We start from the raw sequence: 21,425 nt of genomic DNA on the forward strand, positions 1-21,425 counted from the left end.
GCCGCCGACCGGCCCCGAGGAGGAGACCGCATGGCGTCCGGCACCCCTCGGATCTTCGTCTCGCATCTGTCCGACACGGCCGTCTTCGATCCCAACGGCGACCAGGTCGGACGCGTGCGCGACCTGGTCGCGAACCTGCGCGTGGGCAACCGGCCGCCGACCCTGCTCGGCCTCGTCGTGGAGCTGTCCACGCGCCGCCGGATCTTCCTGCCCATGACCCGCGTCACCGGCATCCAGGCCGGCCAGGTCATCACGACGGGCGTGCTGAACGTACGGCGCTTCGAGCAGCGGCCCACCGAACGCCTGGTCCTCGGCGAGCTGCTCGACCGCCGCGTACGCCTGGTCGAATCCGGCGAGGAGGTCACCGTCCTCGACGTGTCGGTGCAGCAGCTGCCGGCCCGCCGCGACTGGGAGATCGACCGGGTCTACGTACGCAAGGGCAAGGCCGGAACGTTCCGGCGGGCCAAGGGCGAGACCCTGACCGTGGAGTGGTCGGCCGTCACCGGCTTCACCCTGGAGGAGCAGGGGCAGGGCGCGGAGTCGCTGCTCGCCACCTTCGAGCAGCTGCGCGCCGCCGACCTCGCCAACGTGCTGCACCACCTGTCCGCGAAGCGCCGTATCGAAGTGGCCGCCGCTCTCGACGACGACCGGCTCGCGGACGTGCTCGAGGAGCTGCCCGAGGACGACCAGATCGAGATCCTCGGCAAGCTCAAGGAGGAGCGCGCGGCCGACGTCCTGGAGGCGATGGACCCCGACGACGCGGCCGACCTGCTCGCCGAGCTGCCCGAGGAGGAGCAGGAGAAGCTGCTCGAACTGATGCAGCCCGAGGAGGCCGCGGATGTACGGCGGCTGATGGCGTACGAGGAGCGCACGGCCGGCGGTCTGATGACCACCGAGCCGATCGTGCTCCAGCCGGACGCGACCGTGGCGGACGCGCTGGCCCGGGTCCGCAACCCCGACCTCTCCCCCGCGCTCGCCGCGCAGGTCTACGTCTGCCGGCCGCCCGACCAGACCCCGACCGGCAAGTACCTGGGCACGATCCACTTCCAGCGGCTGCTGCGCGACCCTCCGTTCACGCTCGTCGGCACGATGCTCGACAAGGATCTGCAGACGCTCTCGCCGGACACCTCGCTGCCCGAGGTGACCAGCTTCTTCGCCACGTACGACATGGTGGCCGCACCCGTCGTGGACGACAGCGGCTCGCTGCTCGGCGCGGTCACGGTGGACGACGTGCTCGACCATCTGCTGCCGGACGACTGGCGCGAGACCGAGTTCCACGCGGCGGAGGTGAACCCCGTCCATGAGTGAGTACGGACTGACCGAGCGCGGCGAGGGCGCCACCAAGGACCGGGCGCTCGCGCGCGCCCGCGTCCGCCTCGACCAGCCGCGCGCGCCGCGGCGGCGGATGCTGCCCGAGGTGGATCCGGACGCCTTCGGCAGGCTCTCGGAGAAGATCGCGCGCTTCCTCGGCACCGGCACGTTCCTGGTGTGGATGACCGTCCTGATCCTCGCGTGGGTGATCTGGAACATCGTGGTCCCCAAGGACCTGCGCTTCGACGAGTACCCGTTCATCTTCTTGACCCTGATGCTCTCGCTGCAGGCCTCGTACGCCGCGCCTCTGATCCTGCTCGCGCAGAACCGGCAGGACGACCGCGACCGCGTCAACCTCGAACAGGACCGCAAGCAGAACGAGCGCTCCATCGCGGACACCGAGTACCTGACCCGCGAGATCGCCGCCCTGCGGATCGGCCTCGGCGAGGTGGCAACCCGCGACTGGATCCGGTCCGAACTCCAGGACCTGGTCAAGGAGATGGAGGAGCGCCGCGCGCTGGAGCGGGATGTATTCCCGGCCGCGGGCGAGGCGCGACGTGACGAAGACGACCGCTGAGGAGGCGTACGGACCGTCACCCGGTCGCCGTACCATTCCGTTATGGCTACCGACACGTATCCGACCGAGGAAGCCCTCCGCGAGGCGCTCTCGACGGTCAACGACCCCGAGATCAACCGGCCGATCACCGAGCTCGGCATGGTCAAATCGGTCGAGGTCTCCGACGGCGGTGCGGTGGCCGTCACGATCTACCTCACGGTCTCCGGCTGCCCGATGCGCGAGACCATCACATCCAATGTCACGGCCGCGCTGGAGCGCGTCGAGGGCGTGACCTCCGTCGAGGTCTCGCTCGACGTGATGAGCGACGAGCAGCGCAAGGAGCTGGCCGCCGCGCTGCGCGGCGGCACCGCCGAGCGCGAGGTCCCCTTCGCCAAGCCCGGCTCGCTGACCCGCGTGTACGCGGTGGCCTCCGGCAAGGGCGGCGTCGGCAAGTCCTCGGTGACGGTCAACCTCGCGGCCGCGATGGCCGCCGACGGCCTCAAGGTCGGTGTCGTGGACGCCGACATCTACGGCCACTCGGTGCCGCGCATGCTGGGCGCGGACGGCCGCCCCACCCAGGTCGAGAACATGATCATGCCGCCGTCGGCGAACGGCGTGAAGGTCATCTCCATCGGCATGTTCACGCCGGGCAACGCGCCGGTGGTGTGGCGCGGCCCGATGCTGCACCGCGCGCTCCAGCAGTTCCTCGCGGACGTCTTCTGGGGCGACCTCGACGTGCTGCTCCTGGACCTGCCGCCCGGCACCGGCGACATCGCGATCTCCGTGGCGCAGCTCGTGCCCAACGCCGAGATCCTCGTCGTCACCACCCCGCAGCAGGCCGCCGCCGAGGTGGCCGAGCGGGCCGGCTCGATCGCGGTGCAGACGCACCAGAAGATCGTCGGCGTGGTCGAGAACATGTCGGGCCTGCCCTGCCCGCACTGCGACGAGATGATCGACGTGTTCGGCACGGGCGGCGGCCAGCTGGTCGCCGACGGTCTGACGAAGACCACGGGCGCCACGGTGCCGGTGCTCGGCGCCATCCCGATCGACGTCCGCCTGCGCGAGGGCGGGGACGACGGCAAGCCGGTGGTCCTGTCGGACCCCGACTCCCCCGCCGGTGCGGCCCTGCGCGCCATCGCGGGCAAACTGGGCGGCCGCCAGCGCGGCCTGTCGGGCATGTCGCTCGGGATCACTCCGCGCAACAAGTTCTGACCGCTGTCGTACGCGGATGGGGCGCCCTTCACGGTGAAGGGCGCCCCATCCGCGTATCTGCGTGATGTGCGCGGCTGCCGGACGCGGCTCTCGTACGAGGCGATGCCTCAGCTCCCGTACGAGGTGCCGTCCTCAGCTCTCGTACGAGGCGATGTCCTTGACCATCGAGAAGCCGAGGCCGTACGCGCTCATGCCGCGGCCGTACGCGCCCAGGTGGACGCCCTGCTCGGTGGAGCCGGCGAGCACCCAGCCGAACTCGGACTCGCGGTAGTGGAAGGACTGCGGGACCCCGTCCACCGGCAGCGAGAGCGTGGACCAGTCGCTGCCGCCGAGGTCGTCGGCGAGCACCCACGCGGTCTCGGTCTGCTGGTCGAGCCAATCGTCGCGCAGGGTGTGGTCCATCTGCTGGGGCCAGGTGAAGCTCAGGAGCCCGACGCCGGCCAGCCAGGCCGCGGAGGAGACCGAGGTGGCCTCAAGGACACCCGTGCCGTCGGCGCTGCGGCGCACGGGGTTGGCCGCGACGGTCACCACGACCGCGAAGCGCTCGCGGTCGGCGCTCATGTCGGCGCGGACGGCGGGCTCGTCGCCGTGCCCGAGCGAGCCGTGCTCCACCGCGCCGTCCGCGGAGGTGCCGACCTGCATCAGCCAGCGCGGGCCCGTGAAGGCCTCGTCGAGCGCGTACCACGGGAACGGTGCGAGCAGATAGCCGTCGACCGTGCGCACCCCAGCCCGATTGGGCTGACTCGTCGTCTCCATCTACCGGCCGCCTCCTTGCTCCAGTTCGGTCCGGAGCGGCCCACCCCCCTCGGGCGTCCTGAGTCCGGACAACACCTGAGGAGAATAGCCATAGGGCTCGGTGAGGGCGGTTTTCGGCAGGGCAGTTCGGGGCGATTCCGGACGATTCTCCCGTAACGGGCATACGGGAGAATCGCGATGAAACCCTGCGCGTACCCCTACGTGGCGTCCGCGTCGAACGGCGGGCGGTCGTCCGGGGCCGGCTTCTTCTCCAGGTCCGGCCCCTTGGTGAGGCTGGGCTTGGCGGCGGGGGCGTCCGAGGAGCTCTCGCGGCCGTTCACCGCGTCCGCGACCTCGGCCATCTCCTTCTTCAGGTCGAAGCCGTTGCGGATCTCGTCGATGCCGAGGTCGTCGCCGTGCTGGTCGAGCTGCTTGCGGATGAACTTCTTCGGATTCAGGTCCTCGAATTCGAAGTCCTTGAACTCCGGACCCAGTTCGTCCCGGATGTCCTGCTTCGCGCTGTCGGAGAACGCGCGGATCTTCCGGATGAAGGCGGACACGTCCTGGATGAGCTTGGGCAGCTTGTCCGGGCCGAAGATGAGCACGGCGAGCACCACGAGCGCGATCAGCTCCATGCCGCCTATGTCGTTGAACACCTGTCGCTCCTTGCCCTGTCCGCATCCCGTTGGCACGTGGTCCGAAGACCGTCTTCCGGGCAGGTCTACGGTACCCGGCGATCCCGGCGACCGGTACGGTCCGGTCACCGGGATCGGCGCCCATCATCGGACGTTTCGGTGAACAGCTGCCGACGGCTCGTCGCGCCGGGCGTCCGGATGGGCTGTGGGGCGCGCCGGACGGACTGTGGGGCGCGCCGGCCGGTCAGTCGCCGGCCTCGCCCAGGGTCACGGAGATCGTGCGCTCCTTGCCGTCGCGCTCCACGGTCAACTCCAGGCGGTCGCCGGGCTCATGGGAGCGGATCTTCACGATCAGCTCCTCGCCCGCGTGGATCCGCTGTCCGTCCACCTCGGTGATCACGTCCCCGGGCTTGATGCCCGCGTCGGCGCCGGGGCCGCCGGGCTTGACCGCGGGCCCGCCCGTGGCGGTCTTCTCCGCGACCCGGGCACCGTCGCCGAGGTACTCGGTGTCGAGCGTGACCTCGATCACGGGGTGCGTGGCGCGGCCGTCGTTGATCAGCTGCTCGGCCACCCGCTTGCCCTGGTTGATGGGGATCGCGAAGCCGAGGCCGATGGAACCGGCCTGGCCGCCGTCCTCGCCGCCGCCGTCACCGGCCGAGCGGATCGCGCTGTTGATGCCGATCACGCGGGCCTTGGAGTCGACGAGCGGTCCGCCGGAGTTGCCGGGGTTGATGGGGGCGTCGGTCTGCAACGCGTTCACATACGAGACATCGCTGCCGTCGGCGTCACCGCCGGCAGTGATCGGGCGCTCCTTGGCGCTGATGATCCCGGACGTCACGGTGTTGGAGAGGTCGAAGGGGGCGCCGATCGCCACGACCGGGTCGCCGACCTGGACGTTGTCGGAGTTGCCGAGTGGCAGCGGCTTGAGGCCCTTGACCCCGCTGACCTTGACCACGGCGAGATCGTAACCGGCGTCGCTGCCCACGATCTTGGCGGTGGCGGTCTCGCCCCCGCTGAACGTCACGGAGATCTTCCCGTCCGAGCCGCCCGGGTCCACCACGTGGTTGTTGGTGAGGATGTGGCCCTTGCGGTCGAGGACGAACCCGGTGCCGGTGCCGGCTCCCCCGGCGCCGCTGACGTGCAGGGTGACCACGCTGGGGAGCGCACTCGCGGCGATGCCCGCCACGCTGTCGGGGGCGCGGTCCTTGGACTCCACGCCGGACTGGCCCAACTCGACGTCGGTCACGCCGCCGTTGCGCTCGATGTACGCGCCGATGCCGCCGCCGATCCCGCCGGTGACGAGGGAGAGCGCGATCGCCCCGAAGACGAGCAGCCCCTTGCGCGACTTCCGCTTCGGCGCCGCTACGGCTCCGTCGGTCTGGAGCAGCGGCTGCTGCGGCTGCGAGTGCGGCTGCTGGGTGCGCCAAGGGTCGTATGTGGCCCAGGGGTTGGGGGCGGCGGGGGCAGCGGGGGTACCTGGAGCGCCGGGGGCGGCTTGCTGCTGGCTGTGCGCGTGCGGCTGCGGTTGCGGTTGTGCCGGAGCCTGCGGCTGCGGCTGCGGCTGCGGCTGCGGCTGCGGCTGCGGCGGGATCGTCACGCCGTGCGGCTGCGTGGTGTGCGGGGCGGGCGCGGTCTGCGCCGGGGGTATCGGTGCACCGGGCTGCTGCCCCTGCGGCCCGTGCTGTCCCTGCGGATACGTCGCTCCCTGAGGCAGCGCGGTGCCCTGCGCCGGAGTGGCCACGGGGTGCTGCACCGGCGGCGCGGGCGCCCAAGGGCCCGGGCCACCGTAAGGCGGCGTGCTGTAGGGGTCCGGCTCGTGCAGCGGACTCGGCCGCTCGGCGGGGGCAGCATCGGCAGGTCCGGGCGCGTCCGGAGCTTCCGTCGCCTCCGGGCCGGCTGCCGCATCCCGTACGACATCGACGCGCTCATCACGTACGACATCGGCATGCTGATCCGAGCCGACCGTCTCCCCCGACACCTCGGCTGGGACACCACTCACCGCACCAGCAGGAGCCGGCGCGCTCAGTGGGTAGTCACCGTCCGCGGAGGGCGTCCTGTCCGTACCCCCCGGCGCAGGTTCGTCGGAACTCCGGGGCCGGCTCCACCACTTCGGCTTCGACCCGGTGGACTTCCCCTCGTCCATGCCTCTCCCCACGCAGCACTCGGCGTCTCGAACCCGTGCCCGCGGACACGGTCTTCCGTGAGGTCACGGCCGGGCGGTGCGACTCCGGCACGGGTGCGCACGCCATGGCGCGGCCCTCGGCCGGGATCCGCCCCGCCAGACGCAACCCTCTGAGGGGGATACCCACCTCCGGGAGGCGGCCCCCACCCGGGATTCAACCAGGTACCCCGGCAGGCGGGGAGCAGCAGGGTCAGCGGGCGGGCAGCGAGAGCCCCGCGGGGGGCGACGGGCTGGGCGTGCCGCTCGGACCAGGAGTCTCGGGACTCCGGGCGGCCGGTGGCAGGGGTGAGTACGGCAGGGTGGCGGCCACCGGACGTATCAGCGGGGTCAGCGTCACCGAGCGGTTCAGTATCGGTGAGGCGAGCGGGAGTCCGCGCTGCAGGCCCGGCGCGGACACCTCGGTCGCGGCCACCGGCGCAGGCAGCTTGCCGGGCGCCTGGGAGGCGGCGCTCTGCGCACCGCCGCGGCGCCGGTTGGAGTCGGCCGGGGTGGCCGCGCCCGCGCCCTGGGTGCGCATCGGCGAGGCATTGGCACCGCCGCGCGCTTCGGCACTGTCGGCGGGCACCCCGGTCGAGACGCCGCCGAGCGCGATCGCGGCCAGCGAGACGGCGCCGGCCGCGGCGAAAGCGAAGCGCCGGCTGCGCGAGGCCGCCGCACGCTCGGCACCGGAGCGGCCGACTTCATGGATACGGAAGCCGCCCGCGCGGTCGCCGCCGGGCAGCATGCCGCCGCGGCCGCCCGAGGGCGCGTAGGAGAACGTGTCGGCCCGCAGGCCGAAGCCCCGCTCGTCGCGCACCCCGAACACGCCCTCGGCGAGCGGGCGGCCGAAGGGGTCGCCCTTGTCCGCGGAACCGTCCGGTCCCCCTGACTCGGACAGGCCCTGGAGCCGCGCGAGGAAGCTCTCGGACGGCGGGGGCGGTGCGACCTCGGCGAAGAAGGTCTTCAGACGGCGCTGGGCATCGGCTTCGGCCTTGCACTTGGCGCACGTCGCGAGATGGGCGAGGACCCGCTCGCGGGAGTCATGGCCCAGCTCGCCGTCCACCAGGGCGGCGAGCCGGTCTCCCAGATGCTGCTCGGCGAGCTGCCTCTCGGCAGGGTTGAGCCGTGATCCACTCACGCGGTCGCGCCCCCTCCCCCCAGAGCCGGCGCACCGATCACCGCGAGCGAACGGCGCTCGGCGCGGGCCTCGGGAGACCGGTGTTGCAGGGCCTTGCGGAGCTGCGAGCGCCCGCGGTGGATCCGGCTGCGCACGGTGCCGAGCTTCACGCCGAGGGTCGCGGCGATCTCCTCGTACGACAGGCCTTCGATGTCGCACAGGACCACGGCGGCACGGAACTCGGGCGCGAGGGTATCGAGGGCCTGCTGGACGTCCGCGTCGAAGTGCGTGTCGTTGAAGATCTGCTGCGGGCCCGACTCGCGGCTGGGCAGCCGCTCGGCCGCGTCGTCCCCGAGCGCGTCGAAGCGGATGCGCTGGCGGCGGCGGACCATGTCCAGGAACAGGTTGGTGGTGATGCGGTGCAGCCAGCCCTCGAAGGTGCCGGGCGTGTACGTGGAGAGGGAGCGGAAGACGCGGACGAAGACCTCCTGGGTGAGGTCCTCGGCGTCGTGCTGGTTGCCCGTCAGACGGTAGGCGAGGCGGTAGACACGGCCACTGTGCGTGCTGACGATCTCCTCCCACGTGGGCGGAGTCCACGCCTGGGATTCCGCATCGGCGGCAAAGGTCGCGGTCTGTGCGGAAACGGCGGAGTGGTCAGCAGTGTCGGTCACGGATTTCGGCTCGCCCGCCGACCTGAGGAAGCGGCGCTTGATTCGCGCCATCGTTCCGGGGCCGCCGGTCGCAGCCGCACCTCCCCTGTCGGCTCTGGTGGTGTCCAGTGGAGCCCCTACCATAGCCACCTCGCCCGTTAGCTCAGGATAAGAGTCTTTACGAGAATTTGGGAATCGATCTGCGGCTCCGCCGCGTGGTCGCGGTCCGGCTGTCGACAGCCGTTCGCGCGCTTCGTCCCCCTGGTCCATTTCATTCCCCCCGTCCTGTGGCGCCGGAACGTCCCGAGGGGTCCCCTCGCCCCTGCACATCCCGTACAACGCCCGGTCCCATCAGCAGGTTCCCGGCCCAACGGATACAGTCACGCGCAGATAAGCACGGGGAGACAGGGAGAGGGTCATTACCGGCAACCGGCAGCCGAGTTCGGCATTCGCCGACGCCTTCGTCGCGGAGGACGAGGCGCTTCTCTGGGCGCGGCAGCGCGCCCGTGAGGCAGGGCTGCGCGCGGTGTCGCCCGCGACCGGGTCCGCGCTGCGGATGCTGGCCGCGACGGTGGCCGCCAAGGCCGTGGCCGAGATCGGCACGGGCACCGGGGTGTCCGGAATTCATCTCCTGGGCGGCATGCGGTCCGACGGCGTCCTGACGACGGTCGACCCGGAGCCGGAGCGCCAGCAGTTCGCGCGCACCGCGTTCCGCGCGGCCGGCTTCGCCAGCAACCGGGCCCGCTTCATTCCGGGCCGCGCCCTCGACGTGCTGCCCCGGCTCGCGGACGCCGGATACGACCTCGTCTTCTGTGACGGGGACCGCACGGAGTCCCTCGACTACCTAGCTGAATCGTTGCGCCTGCTCAGGCCGGGCGGCCTCGTCGTGTTCGAGGGTGTCTTCGCAGAGGGGCGCACGGTGGACTCGGGGCCCCAGCCCGTGGAGGTGCTGCGGCTGCGCGAGCTGCTGCGGACCGTGCGCGAGAGCGCGGAGCTGGTGCCGTCGGTGCTGCCGGTGGGCGACGGGCTGCTGTGCGCGGTCAAGCGGCCGCTCACCGTATGACCCCTCGGGTGTGACCTCGGATCGCAGGGGTACCCGGGCCCTCGGTGGAACCCCCGGAAAACACACTGCCCCGGCACTTGTTAGTGTGCCGGGGCAGTGGAAGAACGGGCGGACGATGCGTCAGCCGACGACCTTCTTCAGGGCGTCGCCGAGCGCATCGGCCTCATCGGGAGTCAGCTCGACGACAAGCCGACCGCCGCCTTCGAGCGGAACGCGCATGACGATGCCCCGCCCCTCCTTGGTCACCTCGAGCGGGCCGTCGCCCGTCCGCGGCTTCATGGCCGCCATGCTCGTTCCCCTTCCTGAAACCAGCTCACGCAGCCGGCGGCCCAGGCAGGGCACAGTGTCACCGGCATCGAACACATTGCTTCCCAGCCATTATCCCGCATCGCAGGACCCGATGACCAACATCAGTCGGCATCGCTTGCGCAACGCGCTTGAGCAAAACCACCCAATTCGGCGATGTGGCTGCGATACTGCTCGGCTTCGCGCCTCCCGGCAGACGTGAATTCTTTGACGCACGTCACACGCCGGTACCCATACCAGGGGTGATCCGTCTGAGCCATGCTGTCCCGTGACGCATGCGCTGTGACGATGCGTGCACGCATGCCTGTTCATACGTAACCGCAGACGGAACCGAGGGGACGGACCTCCATGGCCGACACCGTGCTGTACGAGGTGGGCGAGGGGCTCGCCACGATCACACTGAACCGTCCCGACGCCATGAACGCGATGAACACCGAGGCGAAGGTCGCCCTGCGGGACGCCGTGCAGGCGGCGGCCGCCGACCCCGCGGTGCGGGCGGTGCTCCTGACGGCGACCGGGCGCGCGTTCTGCGTGGGCCAGGACCTCAAGGAGCACGTCGGGTCCCTGACCGCCGACCGCGAGTCCGGCAGCGGGCAGACGATGAGCACGGTGCGCGAGCACTACAACCCGATCATGCGGGCGCTCACCGAGATGCCGAAGCCGGTGGTGGCGGGCGTGAACGGGGTGGCCGCGGGCGCCGGGTTCGGGTTCGCGCTGGCCGCGGACTACCGGGTGGTGGCGGAGACCGCCTCCTTCAACACCTCGTTCGCGGGGGTCGCGCTCACCGCCGACTCCGGCGTCTCGTGGACGCTGCCCCGCATCGTCGGACCCGGGCGCGCCGCCGACCTGCTGCTCTTCCCCCGTACGGTGAAGGCGCAGGAGGCGTACGAGCTCGGGATCGCGAACCGTCTCGTGCCGGCCGACCGGCTGGCCGAGGAGGCCGCCTCCGTGGCGCGCACCCTGGCGGCCGGGCCGACCGTGGCCTACGCGGCGCTCAAGGAGTCGCTGGCCTTCGCGGCCTCGCACTCGCTGGCCGAGACGCTGGAGAAGGAGGACGAGCTCCAGACCCGCGCCGGTGCCTCCGAGGACCACGCGATCGCGGTGCAGGCGTTCATCGCGAAGGAGAAGCCTCAGTACCTGGGGCGCTGAGACATAGAGAAGGGGCCGGGCGCGACCAGCGCGCCCGGCCCCTCTCCTCGCGTCCAGCGGCGGCGCGCCACCGCGTCTAGCTGCGGCGCGCCACGCAGTCCGCCAAGTGGTCGTCGACCAGCCCGCACGCCTGCATCAACGCGTACGCCGTGGTCGGTCCGACGAATCTCAGGCCCCGCTTCTTCAGGGCTTTGGACAGCGCCGTCGACTCGTCCGTGATCGCCGGGACGTCGGACAGGGCGCCGGGCGCCGGCCGTCCCGCGGGGTCCGGGGCGAAGGACCAGATGAACGCGTCCAGTTCGCCCGGGGACCAGTCCGCGAGCACCTTCGCGTTGGCCAGCGTGGCCTCGATCTTCGCGCGGTTGCGGATGATGCCCTGGTCCGCGAGCAGCCGCGCGGCGTCGGCTTCGGTGAAGGCCGCGACCTCGGCGATACGGAAGTCTGCGAAGGCCTTACGGAAGTTCTCCCGGCGGCGCAGGATCGTGATCCAGGACAGGCCCGACTGGAAGGCCTCCAGGCTGAGCCGCTCGTAGAGCGCGTCGTCGCCGTGGACCGGCCGGCCCCACTCCTCGTCGTGGTAGGCGATGTAGTCCTCGGTGGACAGGGCCCAGGGACAGCGCAGGGCGCCGTCGGGTCCCGCCAGGGCCGCGCCGCTCAATGCCTCGGTCCTTCCGGGGAGTCGGGCCCGCCGGCGCTCTCCGACGGCGGACGCCAGGGGTTGAACTCGTCGTCGGCCTCGTCGTTCTCGCCGTTCGTGTCGGACCTGACGCCGCCCGGCTCCTCGGGCGCGGTCCAGTCCGCGCCTGCGGGGTCATCGGGCGCGGTCCAGGACGCGTCGGCCGGCGCGGGTGCCTCGGGCTCCGCGGCGGGCTCGGCGACCACGGCCGCACTCTGCGTCGGATAACCCTTGTCGAACAGGCCGGGGCCCGAGGCGGCCGTGGCCTGGACGCCCGCGAGGGAGCGCTCCAGGTCGGCGATCCGGGCGTCGCGCTCGGCGAGTTCGGCGCCGAGGCGGGACAGCGCGTCGTCCACCTCGGCCATGCGGTAGCCCCGTACGGCCGTGGGCAGGCGCAGCGCCTCCACGTCGGCGCGGCCGAGCGGGCGGTCGGCGGGCAGCGGGTCGACGAGGTACTGCGGCGGGGCCTCGGACAGCACCCCGTCCTCGGAGCCGCCGAGCACGGCGAGCGTGACCGCGGCGACCACCACGACCAGCGCGATGAGCAGGAACCAGAACACGAGGACTCCCCGGCAGAAAACTTGTCCGGGTCCGATCGTGCCATGCGGGGCCGACAGTTAAGGTCGCAGGCGACTGAAGCGAGACCAAAGGAGACCGACGATGCCAAGCCCGCTGCGGCTCGGAGGGCGCGAGTTCGGCCTGTACGAACCGGTGATCATGGCGATCGTCAACCGGACGCCCGACTCCTTCTACGACCAGGGCGCCACCTTCCGCGACGAGCCCGCGCTCGCCCGCGTGGAGCAGGCCGTGGCCGACGGAGCCGAGATCATCGACATCGGCGGCGTGAAGGCCGGGCCCGGCGAGGAGGTCACCGCCGAGGAGGAGGCGCGGCGCACGGTCGGCTTCGTGGCCGAGGTCCGGCGCCGCTTCCCGGACGTGATCATCAGCGTGGACACCTGGCGGCACGAGGTCGGCGAGGCGGTCTGCGAGGCCGGCGCGGATCTGCTCAACGACGCCTGGGGTGGCGTGGATCCGAAGCTGGCCGAGGTCGCGGCCCGGTACAAGGTGGGCCTCGTCTGTACGCACGCGGGCGGAGCGCAGCCCCGGACCAGGCCGCACCGGATCGCGTACGAGGATGTGATGGCCGACATCCTGAAGGTGACCGTCGGGCTCGCGGAGCGGGCGGCCGAACTCGGGGTGCCGCGCGAGTCGATCCTCATCGACCCGGGGCACGACTTCGGCAAGAACACCCGGCACAGCCTGGAGGCCACGCGCCGGCTCGGCGAGATGACGGAGACCGGCTGGCCCGTGCTCGTCTCGCTGTCGAACAAGGACTTCGTCGGCGAGACCCTGGACAAGCCGGTCAAGGAGCGGGTGCTCGGCACGCTCGCCACGACCGCGGTGTCGGCGTGGCTGGGCGCGCAGGTGTACCGCGTGCACGAGGTGGCCGAGACCCGGCAGGTGCTCGACATGGTGGCGACGATCGCCGGCCACCGGGCCCCGGCGGTGGCCCGCCGGGGGCTGGCGTGAGGGCCGTCCGCTAGCGGGAGGTCTCCTTCGTCACGAGCGCGACGGCCTCTTCCACACTGTCCGTCACATGGAAGAGGAGCAGGTCCTTCTGCGAGGCCTTGCCCTGGGCGACCACCGTGTCGCGCAGCCAGTCGACCAGACCGCCCCAGTACTCCGTGCCGAAGAGCACGATGGGGAACCTGGTGACCTTCCGCGTCTGGACGAGGGTGAGCGCCTCGAAGAGTTCGTCGAGCGTGCCGAGTCCGCCCGGCAGCACCACGAAGCCCTGCGCGTACTTCACGAACATCATCTTGCGGACGAAGAAGTAGCGGAAGTTGACCCCGATGTCGACGTGCGGGTTGAGGCCCTGCTCGAACGGGAGCTCGATACCGAGGCCGACCGAGACGCCGCCCGCCTCGCGCGCGCCCTTGTTCGCGGCCTCCATCGCGCCCGGGCCGCCGCCGGTGATCACCGCGAAGCCGGCCTCGACGAGGGCGCGGCCGATCGCGACACCCGAGTCGTACTCCGGGGTGTCGGCCGGGGTTCTCGCCGAACCGAACACGCTGATGGCGCTGGGGAGTTCGGCGAGCGCGCCGAAGCCCTCGACGAACTCCGACTGGATCCGCATCACCCGCCAGGGATCGGTGTGCACCCACTCCGAGTCGCCCTCGGTGTCCAGCAGGCGCCGGTCGGTGGTGTCGGGCTTGATCTGATCCCGTCGCCGTACCACCGGACCGAGGTACTGCTCCTCCGGCGGACCCTGCGCTTCCGGACTGCCCATGACCTTCTCCTTCCGCTGTACGGCCGTGCGGTCGTGCCTGTTCAGCGTAGGTCGAAGGAGATGGCCGGGGGCGGAATTAACGGCGTGCTCGCGGTGTCAGAAAGGCACAGGAAGACGCAGGAAGGCACCGCGGTGGCGAGGGTCAGGACGTGAGCCAGGCGCGCAGCGCCTGCTCGCCCTCCAGGATCTTCGCCGTGTCCACGCGCTCGTCCACCTTGTGGGCGTAGATCGGGTTGCCCGGGCCGAAGTTGACCGCCGGGACGCCGAGGGCGCTGAAGCGGGCCACGTCCGTCCAGCCGAACTTGGGGCGCGGCTCACCGCCGACCACCTTCATGAAGGCCTCGGCCGTCGGGTGGGTGAGGCCGGGGCGGGCGCCGCCCGAGTGGTCGTCGACCACGAACTCGTCCACATCGCAGTCCGCGAAGAAGTCCCGTACGAACGCGAGCGCGTTCTCCATGTCGCGGTCCGGCGCATAGCGGAAGTTGACGACCAGGGTGGCCTCGTCCGGGATCACGTTGCCCGCGACGCCGCCCTCGACCCGGACCGCGTTGAGCCCCTCGTGGAACCGCAGCCCGTCGACCACCGGCTTGCGCGGCTCGTACGCGGCCAGCGCGGCCATGGCCTTGGAGGCGCGGTGGATGGCGTTGGAGCCCATCCAGGCGCGGGCCGAGTGCGCCCGCTCGCCCTTGAACTTCAGCAGGACGCGCAGGGTGCCCTGGCAGCCGCCCTCGACCAGGCCTTCCGTGCCTTCGAGCAGGATCGCGAAGTCGCCCGCGAGCCAGTCGGGGTGCGCCTCGGCGACCTTGCCCAGACCGTTCAGATGGGCGGCGACCTCTTCGTTGTCGTAGAAGACGAAGGTGAGGTCGCGGTTGGGCTCGGGGACGGTCCGCGCGATGCGCAGCTGGACCGCGACGCCGGCCTTCATGTCACTGGTGCCGCAGCCCCACAGGGTGCCGTCCGCGTCGAGCCGCGAGGGCACGTTGTCCGCGATCGGGACCGTGTCGATGTGGCCGGCCAGGATGACGCGCTCGCCGTGGCCGAGGTCGGTGCGCGCCACGATGTTGTTGCCGAAGCGGTCGACCGTGAGGTGCGGCAGGGCGCGCAGCGCCGTCTCGATCGCGTCCGCGAGCGGCTTCTCCTCGCCACTGGGCGAGGCGAAGTCGACGAGCTGCGCGGTGAGCTTCGCCGCGTCGAGGTCCAGGTCGAGCGAGCTCGGCTGGACATAGGTCTGAACGTTCTGCTGGGCGGGCGAGGTCTGCTGGTCGGCCATGGTGGCGAGCCTAACGCCCGCTTCGCAGCGCGACCGTGCCCGTCTGCCCCTCGGACTCCAGTACGGTGGTCGGCGTGCCTGGTCAGTCCCCCGCCGTCGCAGGCCGCGGCCGTCTCCTGAGGTTCGGCGCGGCCCTCGTCGTGCTGTGCGGGCTCGCGGGCTATCTGCTCGTCCAGTACGAGGGCGGCGGCAGGCCCGCGCCCCGCTGCACGGTGCTCGGAGCGGGCGGCGCCTCGTACGAGATGACGTACGAGCAGGCGCAGAACGCGGCGACGATCTCCGCCGTCGGCACCTCGCGCGGCATGCCCGAGCGCGCCGTCACCATCGCGCTCGCCACCGCGCTCCAGGAGTCGGGGCTGCGCAACATCGACTACGGCGACCGCGATTCGGTCGGGCTCTTCCAGCAGCGGCCCTCGCAGGGCTGGGGCACGGTCGAGCAGATCATGGACCCGGTGTACTCGGCCGGGAAGTTCTACGACGGCCTGAAGGATGTGCCCGGTTACTCGCGGCTGCCGCTGACGGTCGCCGCACAGAAGGTGCAGCGCAGCGGCTTCCCGCAGGCGTACGCGAAGCACGAGCCGGACGCCGCGCTCCTGTCGGCCACGCTCACCGGGCGGTCCGCCGCCACGCTGAAGTGCGAGGGTCCGGCGGCCGCGCAGGCCGGCGATCCGGCGAAGGTACGTGCCCTTCTGGAGCGGGACTTCGGGCGCGAGGTGCTTCCGCGCACCGAAACGGCGGGCGCGGAGGTCACCGACGACGCGAAGGCCGCCGAGCAGAAGCGGACCGTCAGCGTGCCGGTCGCCGCCCCCGCCTCCGGTGCCGACGCCGCGCGGCGCGGCTGGGAGCTGGCGCAGTGGGCGGTGGCACAGGCCTCGGAGCTGCGGCTCGAGCGGGTCGCCTACGACGGGCGCGAGTGGGTCGCGGGCGAGCACGACGGGGAGTGGCGCGAGACCGGCTCCGGCGAAGGCGCGGACGCGTCCCAGGTCCTGATCGTCACGGCTTCCTGACGCGGTCCGGCACCGCTTCCCGACGCCGTCCGGCACCGCACCCCGACCGCTCCTCCCTCACCTCGCGGCACCCTTCGCAGGCGCGAGACGTCAGCGGGCAGCCGTGCGGTCGTTCACCCGTCGGAGTTAGTCCGACGGCGTACGCGCGACCCGTAGGACCAGTTTTTCTACGTACTCTCCCTCAAGTCTCAAATCCCTTGGCAACAAAGGGAAGTGGCGCTTCCCTGACCCTGCGCGACGGGGCGATTTTGCCCGGATTTCGCCGCAGCCGATGATCGCACGCATTGCCAACTCTTTACGTTGCCGGACCGCAACCTTCCCGCGCTTCGAGCGGTAGTCACGGCGTCCGTACGCCGGAACCGCACCCCGGATCCGGCGGGGCACAACAGAGATCTTCCCCGTCCAAAAGGAGCATCATGTCCCTCCCCCTGACCCGTCGGATCGCCCGTGCCGCGCTGCTCACCGCAGCGGGAGCGGCCTCCGCGGTCGGTGCGGCCGGCTCCGCGAGCGCCGTCGACCTGCCGGCCACGCCCGACCTCGGCGGGCTGACCGCGCTGGACGGCGCCGGCCTCGGCGACACCATCGACAGTGCTGCTCAGAACGTCACGGGCCTCGCGGGCGATGCCGGTTCCAAGGCCGTCAAGAAGGCCGTGCCGACCGCGGGCAAGACCGTCGGCAAGGCCGGCAAGACGGCTACGCCCGCCGTGCAGAAGGCGGCCGGTGAGGTCGCGGGCAGCGCCGGCGAGGTGCTCGGCGAGAGCGCCAAGGCCGCGACCGAGGACGGTCTGCCGGTGGTCGGCAGCGGTCTGCCCACCGACGGTCTGACCAAGGGCGGTCTGCCGACGGACAGCCTGACCAAGGGCGGCCTGCCGGTGGCCGGCGGCGGTCTGCCCACCGACGGCCTGATGGGCGGCCTGCCGATCGGCGGCTGATCCCCCGGCGCACACGCGCGAAAGGGGCCCGGGATCAACTCCCGGGCCCCTTCGGCGTGTTCGGAGGGCGATCCTGTCGCCGGACTCAGCCCTTGGCGAGCCGCTCCACCGCCGCCGCGACCCGCTCGTCCGTGGCCGTGAACGCCACGCGGACGAAGCGGTCGCCGGCCGGACCGTAGAACTCACCGGGCGCGACGAGGATGCCGAGCGAGGCGAGGTACGCCACCGTCTCCCAGCAGTTCTCGTCGCGGGTCGCCCACAGGTAGAGGCTGGCCTCGCTGTGCTCGATACGGAAGCCGTGCGCGAGCAGCGCCTCCCGCAGGGCCTCGCGCCGTGCCGCGTACCGGGCGCGCTGCTCGGCCACGTGCGCGTCGTCGCCGAGCGCCACGGCGGCCGCAGCCTGCACGGGCGCGGCCGTCATCATCCCGCCGTGCTTGCGGATCTGGAGCAGGTCGTGGAGCAGGCCGCCGTCGCCCGCGAGGAACGCGAAGCGGTAACCGGCCAGGTTGGAGCGCTTGGAGAGCGAGTGCACGGCGATGAGGCCCTCGTACGAGCCGCCGCAGACCTCCGGGTGCAGCACGCTCACCGGCTCGGCCTCCCAGCCGAGTTCCAGGTAGCACTCGTCGGAGACCACGAGCACCCCGTGCTCGCGCGCCCAGGCCACGATCCGGATCAGCTCGTCCTTGGCGAGGACGCGACCGGTGGGGTTGGAGGGCGAGTTGAGCCACAGGAGCTTGAGGTGCGTGGGGTCGAGTTCCGTCGGGTCGTCGTACGCGACGTACTCCGCGCGGGCCAGGCGTGCGCCCACCTCGTACGTCGGGTACGCGAGCCGCGGGTACGCCACGACGTCGCCCGGGCCGAGGCCCAGCTGGGTGGGCAACCAGGCCACCAGCTCCTTGGAGCCGACGGTCGGCAGCACGTTGCGGTGGGTGAACCCGCGGGCGCCCAGGCGCCGTTCGCACCAGCCGACGAGCGCGTCGCGCAGCTCGGCCGTGCCCCAGACCGTCGGATAGCCCGGCGAGTCCGCCGCGGCCACGAGGGCTTTCTGGATCAGCTCGGGCACCGGGTCCACCGGGGTGCCGACCGACAGGTCGACGATGCCGTCCGCGTGCGCGGCGGCGGTGGCCTTGTACGGCTCGAGCTTGTCCCAGGGAAACACGGGCAGACGGTCGGAGACGGCGCTCACGGTGTGCTCACTTCCTCGTACGTACAGAAAACGCCTCGTACAGAAAACGCTTCGTACAAAAAACGCTTCGTACAGAAAACGCCTCGGTCCCGTACGGCGGTCGTGCAGCCGTACGGGACCGTGGAGCGTTGCCTGCCGACTACTGGTTCTGCGGCGGCAGCGCGGCGATGAACGGGTGGTCGCGCTCGATCAGGCCGAGCTTGCTGGCACCGCCCGGGGAGCCGAGCTCGTCGAAGAACTCGACGTTCGCCTTGTAGTAGTCCTTCCACTCCTCCGGAGTGTCGTCCTCGTAGAAGATCGCCTCGACCGGGCAGACCGGCTCGCAGGCGCCACAGTCGACGCACTCATCCGGGTGGATGTACAAGGACCGGGAGCCCTCGTAGATGCAGTCGACCGGGCACTCCTCGATGCACGCCTTGTCCTTGACGTCGACACAAGGCTGCGCGATGACGTAAGTCACGCTGTCGTTCCTCCTCGATAGGGCGCTGGCGGGCCTCTGTAGGCTCCGCCGCCTGGCGCGCGGGAGCGCGGCGTCGTCGATGCCCGCACCTAGTATCTCCGTTCCGGGGCATGATCCGAACAGGAGGGGCGGACTGAGCTGTGGAAATCATCGGTGGCGGACTTCTCGAAATCCGCATCAACCGCTCTGACGTGGGCAAACGGGTCTCCGTGCGCGCGCTGACCGAAGCCGGAACTGTCGGCGGGAAGTTCACCGACACGGTGGGGGTTCTCACATCCTGGAATGACGGTGTGCTGCTCGTCACACGCCGTGACGGCTCACCTGTCCGCATTCCGGAATCGCTGCTGGTCGCGGGCAAAGTCGTCCCCGCGGCTCCGGCCCGGCGGCGCGGACCCGCGGCCTCCTTCGAGGAGCTGGCGCGGGTGGCCGCGCGCAGCTGGCAGCCCGTCGAGAGCGGGACGCTCGGCGGCTGGGAGCTGCGGTTCGCGGACGGGTTCACGCGGCGGGCCAACTCGGTGCTCGCGCTCGGCGACCCCGGCATGCCGCTCGACGAGGCGCTGCCGCGCGTCCGGCAGTGGTACGCGGAGCGCGGGCTGCACGCGGACATCCAGACCGCCACCGGTGCCGAGGGCACGCAGGAGCTGCTGTGCGCGGCCCTGGAGGAGCACGGGTGGGCCCCGCACACCCCGGCGCAGGTGTGGACCGGGGCGCTCGCACCGGTGGGCGACCTCGACGCCGACGCCTCGCGCGTGCACCTCGCGCGCAGCTGCGACGAGGAGTGGCTGAGCCGCTATCAGCGGTTCGGGCAGGGGTCTCCGGCGGTGCTCAAGGTGCTGCACAACGGGCCTTCGGTGTGGTTCGCGTCGGTGCCCGCCGAGGGCGGCGGGGCGCCCGCGGCGATCGGGCGCTGCGTGGTGGACGGGCGGTGGGCCGGATTCATGGCGGTCGAGGTCGACCCCGCGTACCGGCGTCAGGGCCTGGCCACCGCCGTCATGACGGCGCTCGCGCGGCAGGCCCTGGACGAGGGGGCCTCGGCGGCCTGGCTCCAGGTGGAGTCGGGCAACACGGCCGCCCTGGCGATGTACGAGCGGATGGGCTTCGCGCCGCACCACCACTACCACTTCCACCGCGCCCCGGATCCGGCCTGAGCGATGAACACCCCCGACTGGCGTGCCCAGTTCGCCGAGGAGGCCAGGTCCGAGCGGCCGGACCTCGCGCTCCTGTGCCTGCTGATCGGCGCGGAGGCCGAGGGCGCGGCGGACTCCTCGGCGATCGACGCGGCGCAGGTCGAGCTGGACCGGCTCGCCGGCATGGTGCCGTACCGGCCGGGCGGGCCCGCCGCGTGGGCCCGTGCGGTCGGCGACCTGCTCGGTGAGCGCTGCGGGTTCCGCGGGGCGCCGGCGGACTACCAGCGCCTGGAGTCCTCGCTCCTGCACGAAGTGCTGCGCCGCAGGCGGGGGTTGCCGATCCTGCTTTCGGTGGTGTGGATGGAGGTGGCCCGCAGGGCCGGGGCGCCGGTGTACGGGGTCGCGCTGCCGGGGCACTTCACGGTCGGCTTCGGCGAGGTGGGCGAGGAGCCGCTGCTCGCCGACCCGTTCGACGGCGGACGGGTCCTGAGCACCACGGACGCCTCGCTGCTCGTGGCCGGGGCGACGGGAGCGCCGCTGGATCCGTCGATGCTGCGGCCCGCGTCCACGCTGGACATCGTGCTGCGGATCCTGAACAACATCCGCGCCTGGGCCGCGGCCCGCCCCGAGCAGTCCGGGGTGGCGCTGTGGGCGGTGGACCTGTCCCTGCTGCTGCCCTCGCACCCGGCACGGCTGCGCTACGAGCGGGCTCAACTGCTGGTGCAGCGCGGTGAGTTCGTACGGGGTGCGGAGGAGCTGGAGCAGTACGCGGAGATCCTGGACGGGGTCGAGCGGGGCGCCGCCGATCTCGTACGGGGCGAGGCGCGGGCGGCCCGGGCGCGGCTCAACTAGGCCGGACGGCTCCAGGAGTCGGGCCGCCGCACGCGTCGGGCCGGCACCGCACGTGCGCCCGCGGGGCTGCGGTCACAGCCAGCCCTTGTCGCGGGCGATCCGTACCGCCTCGGCGCGGTTGCGGGCCGCGAGCTTCTGGATGGCCGTGGACAGGTAGTTGCGGACCGTGCCCTGGGACAGGTGGAGGCGGGCGGCCAGTTCGGCGTTGGTGGCGCCGTCCGCCGCCTCGCGCAGCACGTCGCGCTCCCGGTCGGTGAGGGGGTCGGCGCCCTCCGCGAGTGCGGCTGCCGCGAGGGCCGGGTCGATGACCTTCTCGCCGGCGAGCACCTTGCGCACCGCCGCGGCGAGTTGGGCCGCGGGGGCGTCCTTGACCAGGAAGGCCGAGGCGCCCGACTCCATCGCGCGGCGCAGGTAGCCGGGGCGCCCGAAGGTCGTGAGGATCACCAGCTTCAGGTCCGGGAACTCGACGTGCAGCAGCGCCGCGGCCTCCAGGCCGGTGGCGCCCGGCATCTCGATGTCCAGGAGGGCCACGTCCGGCGTGTGCGCCCGCACCGCGTCCACGACCTCGTCGCCGCGCGCCACCTGGGCGACCACCTCGATGTCGGGCTCCAGACCGAGCAGCGCGGCGAGGGCCTCGCGGACCATCGACTGGTCCTCGGCGAGCAGGACCCGGATCGGTGCGGGGGCGGAGGGGGAGGTGGGGTTGGAGGTGGTCATGGGCGGGATCCTG

Annotated in this window: 22 protein-coding genes and 1 pseudogene; 10 read left to right on the forward strand and 13 right to left on the reverse strand. The window is 71.8% G+C overall.

Annotated elements, in window-relative coordinates; translation table 11 throughout:
• The first annotated feature begins 30 nt into the window (after positions 1 to 30).
• Genes BLT97_RS28120 through BLT97_RS28130 form a run of 3 tightly spaced genes read left to right on the forward strand, consistent with a single transcriptional unit; the run spans position 31 to position 3,079 of the window.
• Positions 31 to 1,308, forward strand: coding sequence for a magnesium transporter MgtE N-terminal domain-containing protein (locus BLT97_RS28120; protein ID WP_093615083.1), 1,278 nt, complete (start codon positions 31 to 33; stop codon positions 1,306 to 1,308).
• Positions 1,301 to 1,888: a DUF1003 domain-containing protein gene (locus tag BLT97_RS28125; RefSeq protein ID WP_093615085.1), complete on the forward strand. Its 588-nt coding sequence runs from the start codon at positions 1,301 to 1,303 to the stop codon at positions 1,886 to 1,888. Before BLT97_RS28120 ends, BLT97_RS28125 begins: the two co-directional genes overlap by 8 nt.
• A gap of 42 nt (positions 1,889 to 1,930) precedes the next feature.
• Entirely contained in the window at positions 1,931 to 3,079 is a 1,149-nt protein-coding gene (locus BLT97_RS28130; RefSeq protein ID WP_093615087.1) for an Mrp/NBP35 family ATP-binding protein, read from the forward strand.
• A gap of 132 nt (positions 3,080 to 3,211) precedes the next feature.
• Here the strand turns inward: BLT97_RS28130 and BLT97_RS28135 are convergent, their stop codons facing one another.
• From BLT97_RS28135 to sigE, 5 genes are all read right to left on the reverse strand, one after another.
• Entirely contained in the window at positions 3,212 to 3,835 is a 624-nt protein-coding gene (locus BLT97_RS28135; protein WP_093615089.1) for a hypothetical protein, read from the reverse strand.
• 197 nt (positions 3,836 to 4,032) lie between these two features.
• Positions 4,033 to 4,470 (reverse strand): sec-independent translocase, encoded by a 438-nt coding sequence (locus BLT97_RS28140; RefSeq protein ID WP_093615091.1) that lies wholly within the window; start codon positions 4,468 to 4,470, stop codon positions 4,033 to 4,035.
• A 223-nt stretch (positions 4,471 to 4,693) separates the two neighbouring features.
• The gene (locus tag BLT97_RS28145) at positions 4,694 to 6,592 is read right to left on the reverse strand and encodes a S1C family serine protease (RefSeq protein WP_093615093.1); all 1,899 of its coding nucleotides are present in this window, start codon (positions 6,590 to 6,592) and stop codon (positions 4,694 to 4,696) included.
• 229 nt (positions 6,593 to 6,821) lie between these two features.
• The gene (locus BLT97_RS28150; RefSeq protein WP_093615095.1) at positions 6,822 to 7,748 is read right to left on the reverse strand and encodes a zf-HC2 domain-containing protein; all 927 of its coding nucleotides are present in this window, start codon (positions 7,746 to 7,748) and stop codon (positions 6,822 to 6,824) included.
• Entirely contained in the window at positions 7,745 to 8,521 is a 777-nt protein-coding gene (gene sigE, locus BLT97_RS28155) for an RNA polymerase sigma factor SigE (RefSeq protein WP_176953912.1), read from the reverse strand. Before sigE ends, BLT97_RS28150 begins: the two co-directional genes overlap by 4 nt.
• A 274-nt stretch (positions 8,522 to 8,795) precedes the next feature.
• Here sigE and BLT97_RS28160 point away from each other — a divergent pair, with 274 nt between their 5' ends.
• Positions 8,796 to 9,440: an O-methyltransferase gene (locus BLT97_RS28160; protein WP_093615097.1), complete on the forward strand. Its 645-nt coding sequence runs from the start codon at positions 8,796 to 8,798 to the stop codon at positions 9,438 to 9,440.
• 120 nt (positions 9,441 to 9,560) lie between these two features.
• Here BLT97_RS28160 and BLT97_RS28165 read toward each other — a convergent pair whose 3' ends face one another.
• Positions 9,561 to 9,728: a DUF3117 domain-containing protein gene (locus BLT97_RS28165; RefSeq protein ID WP_003966491.1), complete on the reverse strand. Its 168-nt coding sequence runs from the start codon at positions 9,726 to 9,728 to the stop codon at positions 9,561 to 9,563.
• A gap of 366 nt (positions 9,729 to 10,094) precedes the next feature.
• Between BLT97_RS28165 and chcB the strand changes: the two genes are divergently transcribed.
• Positions 10,095 to 10,895: a 2-cyclohexenylcarbonyl CoA isomerase gene (gene chcB, locus BLT97_RS28170; protein ID WP_093615099.1), complete on the forward strand. Its 801-nt coding sequence runs from the start codon at positions 10,095 to 10,097 to the stop codon at positions 10,893 to 10,895.
• A 76-nt stretch (positions 10,896 to 10,971) separates the two neighbouring features.
• Here chcB and BLT97_RS28175 read toward each other — a convergent pair whose 3' ends face one another.
• Both BLT97_RS28175 and BLT97_RS38675 read right to left on the reverse strand, forming a co-directional pair.
• On the reverse strand, positions 10,972 to 11,553 hold the full coding sequence (locus BLT97_RS28175; protein WP_093615101.1) for a DNA-3-methyladenine glycosylase I: 582 nt from the start codon (positions 11,551 to 11,553) through the stop codon (positions 10,972 to 10,974).
• A 149-nt stretch (positions 11,554 to 11,702) separates the two neighbouring features.
• Positions 11,703 to 12,131: pseudogene (locus tag BLT97_RS38675) on the reverse strand (DivIVA domain-containing protein); the annotation flags it as partial.
• Between the two features lie 100 nt (positions 12,132 to 12,231).
• On the opposite strand from BLT97_RS38675, the gene folP reads away from it, so the two are divergent.
• Positions 12,232 to 13,101: a dihydropteroate synthase gene (gene folP, locus BLT97_RS28185; protein WP_093615103.1), complete on the forward strand. Its 870-nt coding sequence runs from the start codon at positions 12,232 to 12,234 to the stop codon at positions 13,099 to 13,101.
• A 10-nt stretch (positions 13,102 to 13,111) separates the two neighbouring features.
• On the opposite strand, the gene BLT97_RS28190 is transcribed toward folP, so the two are convergent.
• Together BLT97_RS28190 and dapE are read right to left on the reverse strand one after the other, a co-directional pair.
• Positions 13,112 to 13,861 (reverse strand): LOG family protein, encoded by a 750-nt coding sequence (locus tag BLT97_RS28190; protein WP_093615105.1) that lies wholly within the window; start codon positions 13,859 to 13,861, stop codon positions 13,112 to 13,114.
• Between the two features lie 142 nt (positions 13,862 to 14,003).
• A complete protein-coding gene (gene dapE / locus BLT97_RS28195; protein ID WP_093615107.1) occupies positions 14,004 to 15,131 on the reverse strand; it encodes a succinyl-diaminopimelate desuccinylase in 1,128 nt (375 codons plus the stop codon).
• Positions 15,132 to 15,205: 74 nt separating this feature from the next.
• Here dapE and BLT97_RS28200 point away from each other — a divergent pair, with 74 nt between their 5' ends.
• A complete protein-coding gene (locus BLT97_RS28200) occupies positions 15,206 to 16,138 on the forward strand; it encodes a heavy metal transporter (protein WP_245769581.1) in 933 nt (310 codons plus the stop codon).
• Between the two features lie 416 nt (positions 16,139 to 16,554).
• Positions 16,555 to 17,070, forward strand: a complete 516-nt coding sequence (locus BLT97_RS28205; protein WP_093615109.1) for an ATP-binding protein — start codon at positions 16,555 to 16,557, stop codon at positions 17,068 to 17,070.
• An 85-nt stretch (positions 17,071 to 17,155) separates the two neighbouring features.
• On the opposite strand, the gene BLT97_RS28210 is transcribed toward BLT97_RS28205, so the two are convergent.
• Both BLT97_RS28210 and fdxA read right to left on the reverse strand, forming a co-directional pair.
• Positions 17,156 to 18,256: a bifunctional succinyldiaminopimelate transaminase/glutamate-prephenate aminotransferase gene (locus BLT97_RS28210; protein ID WP_093615111.1), complete on the reverse strand. Its 1,101-nt coding sequence runs from the start codon at positions 18,254 to 18,256 to the stop codon at positions 17,156 to 17,158.
• Positions 18,257 to 18,395: 139 nt separating this feature from the next.
• Positions 18,396 to 18,716, reverse strand: a complete 321-nt coding sequence (fdxA, locus tag BLT97_RS28215) for a ferredoxin (RefSeq protein WP_018089397.1) — start codon at positions 18,714 to 18,716, stop codon at positions 18,396 to 18,398.
• 140 nt (positions 18,717 to 18,856) lie between these two features.
• Here fdxA and BLT97_RS28220 point away from each other — a divergent pair, with 140 nt between their 5' ends.
• Together BLT97_RS28220 and BLT97_RS28225 are read left to right on the forward strand one after the other, a co-directional pair.
• The gene (locus BLT97_RS28220; RefSeq protein WP_093615113.1) at positions 18,857 to 19,864 is read left to right on the forward strand and encodes a GNAT family N-acetyltransferase; all 1,008 of its coding nucleotides are present in this window, start codon (positions 18,857 to 18,859) and stop codon (positions 19,862 to 19,864) included.
• Between the two features lie 3 nt (positions 19,865 to 19,867).
• A complete protein-coding gene (locus tag BLT97_RS28225; protein ID WP_093615115.1) occupies positions 19,868 to 20,695 on the forward strand; it encodes a transglutaminase-like and tetratricopeptide repeat-containing protein in 828 nt (275 codons plus the stop codon).
• 72 nt (positions 20,696 to 20,767) lie between these two features.
• Here BLT97_RS28225 and BLT97_RS28230 read toward each other — a convergent pair whose 3' ends face one another.
• Positions 20,768 to 21,412, reverse strand: a complete 645-nt coding sequence (locus BLT97_RS28230; RefSeq protein WP_093615117.1) for a response regulator transcription factor — start codon at positions 21,410 to 21,412, stop codon at positions 20,768 to 20,770.
• Positions 21,413 to 21,425: the final 13 nt, after the last annotated feature.

It is taken from the genome of Streptomyces indicus (assembly GCF_900100315.1).
Lineage (GTDB): Bacteria > Actinomycetota > Actinomycetes > Streptomycetales > Streptomycetaceae > Streptomyces > Streptomyces indicus.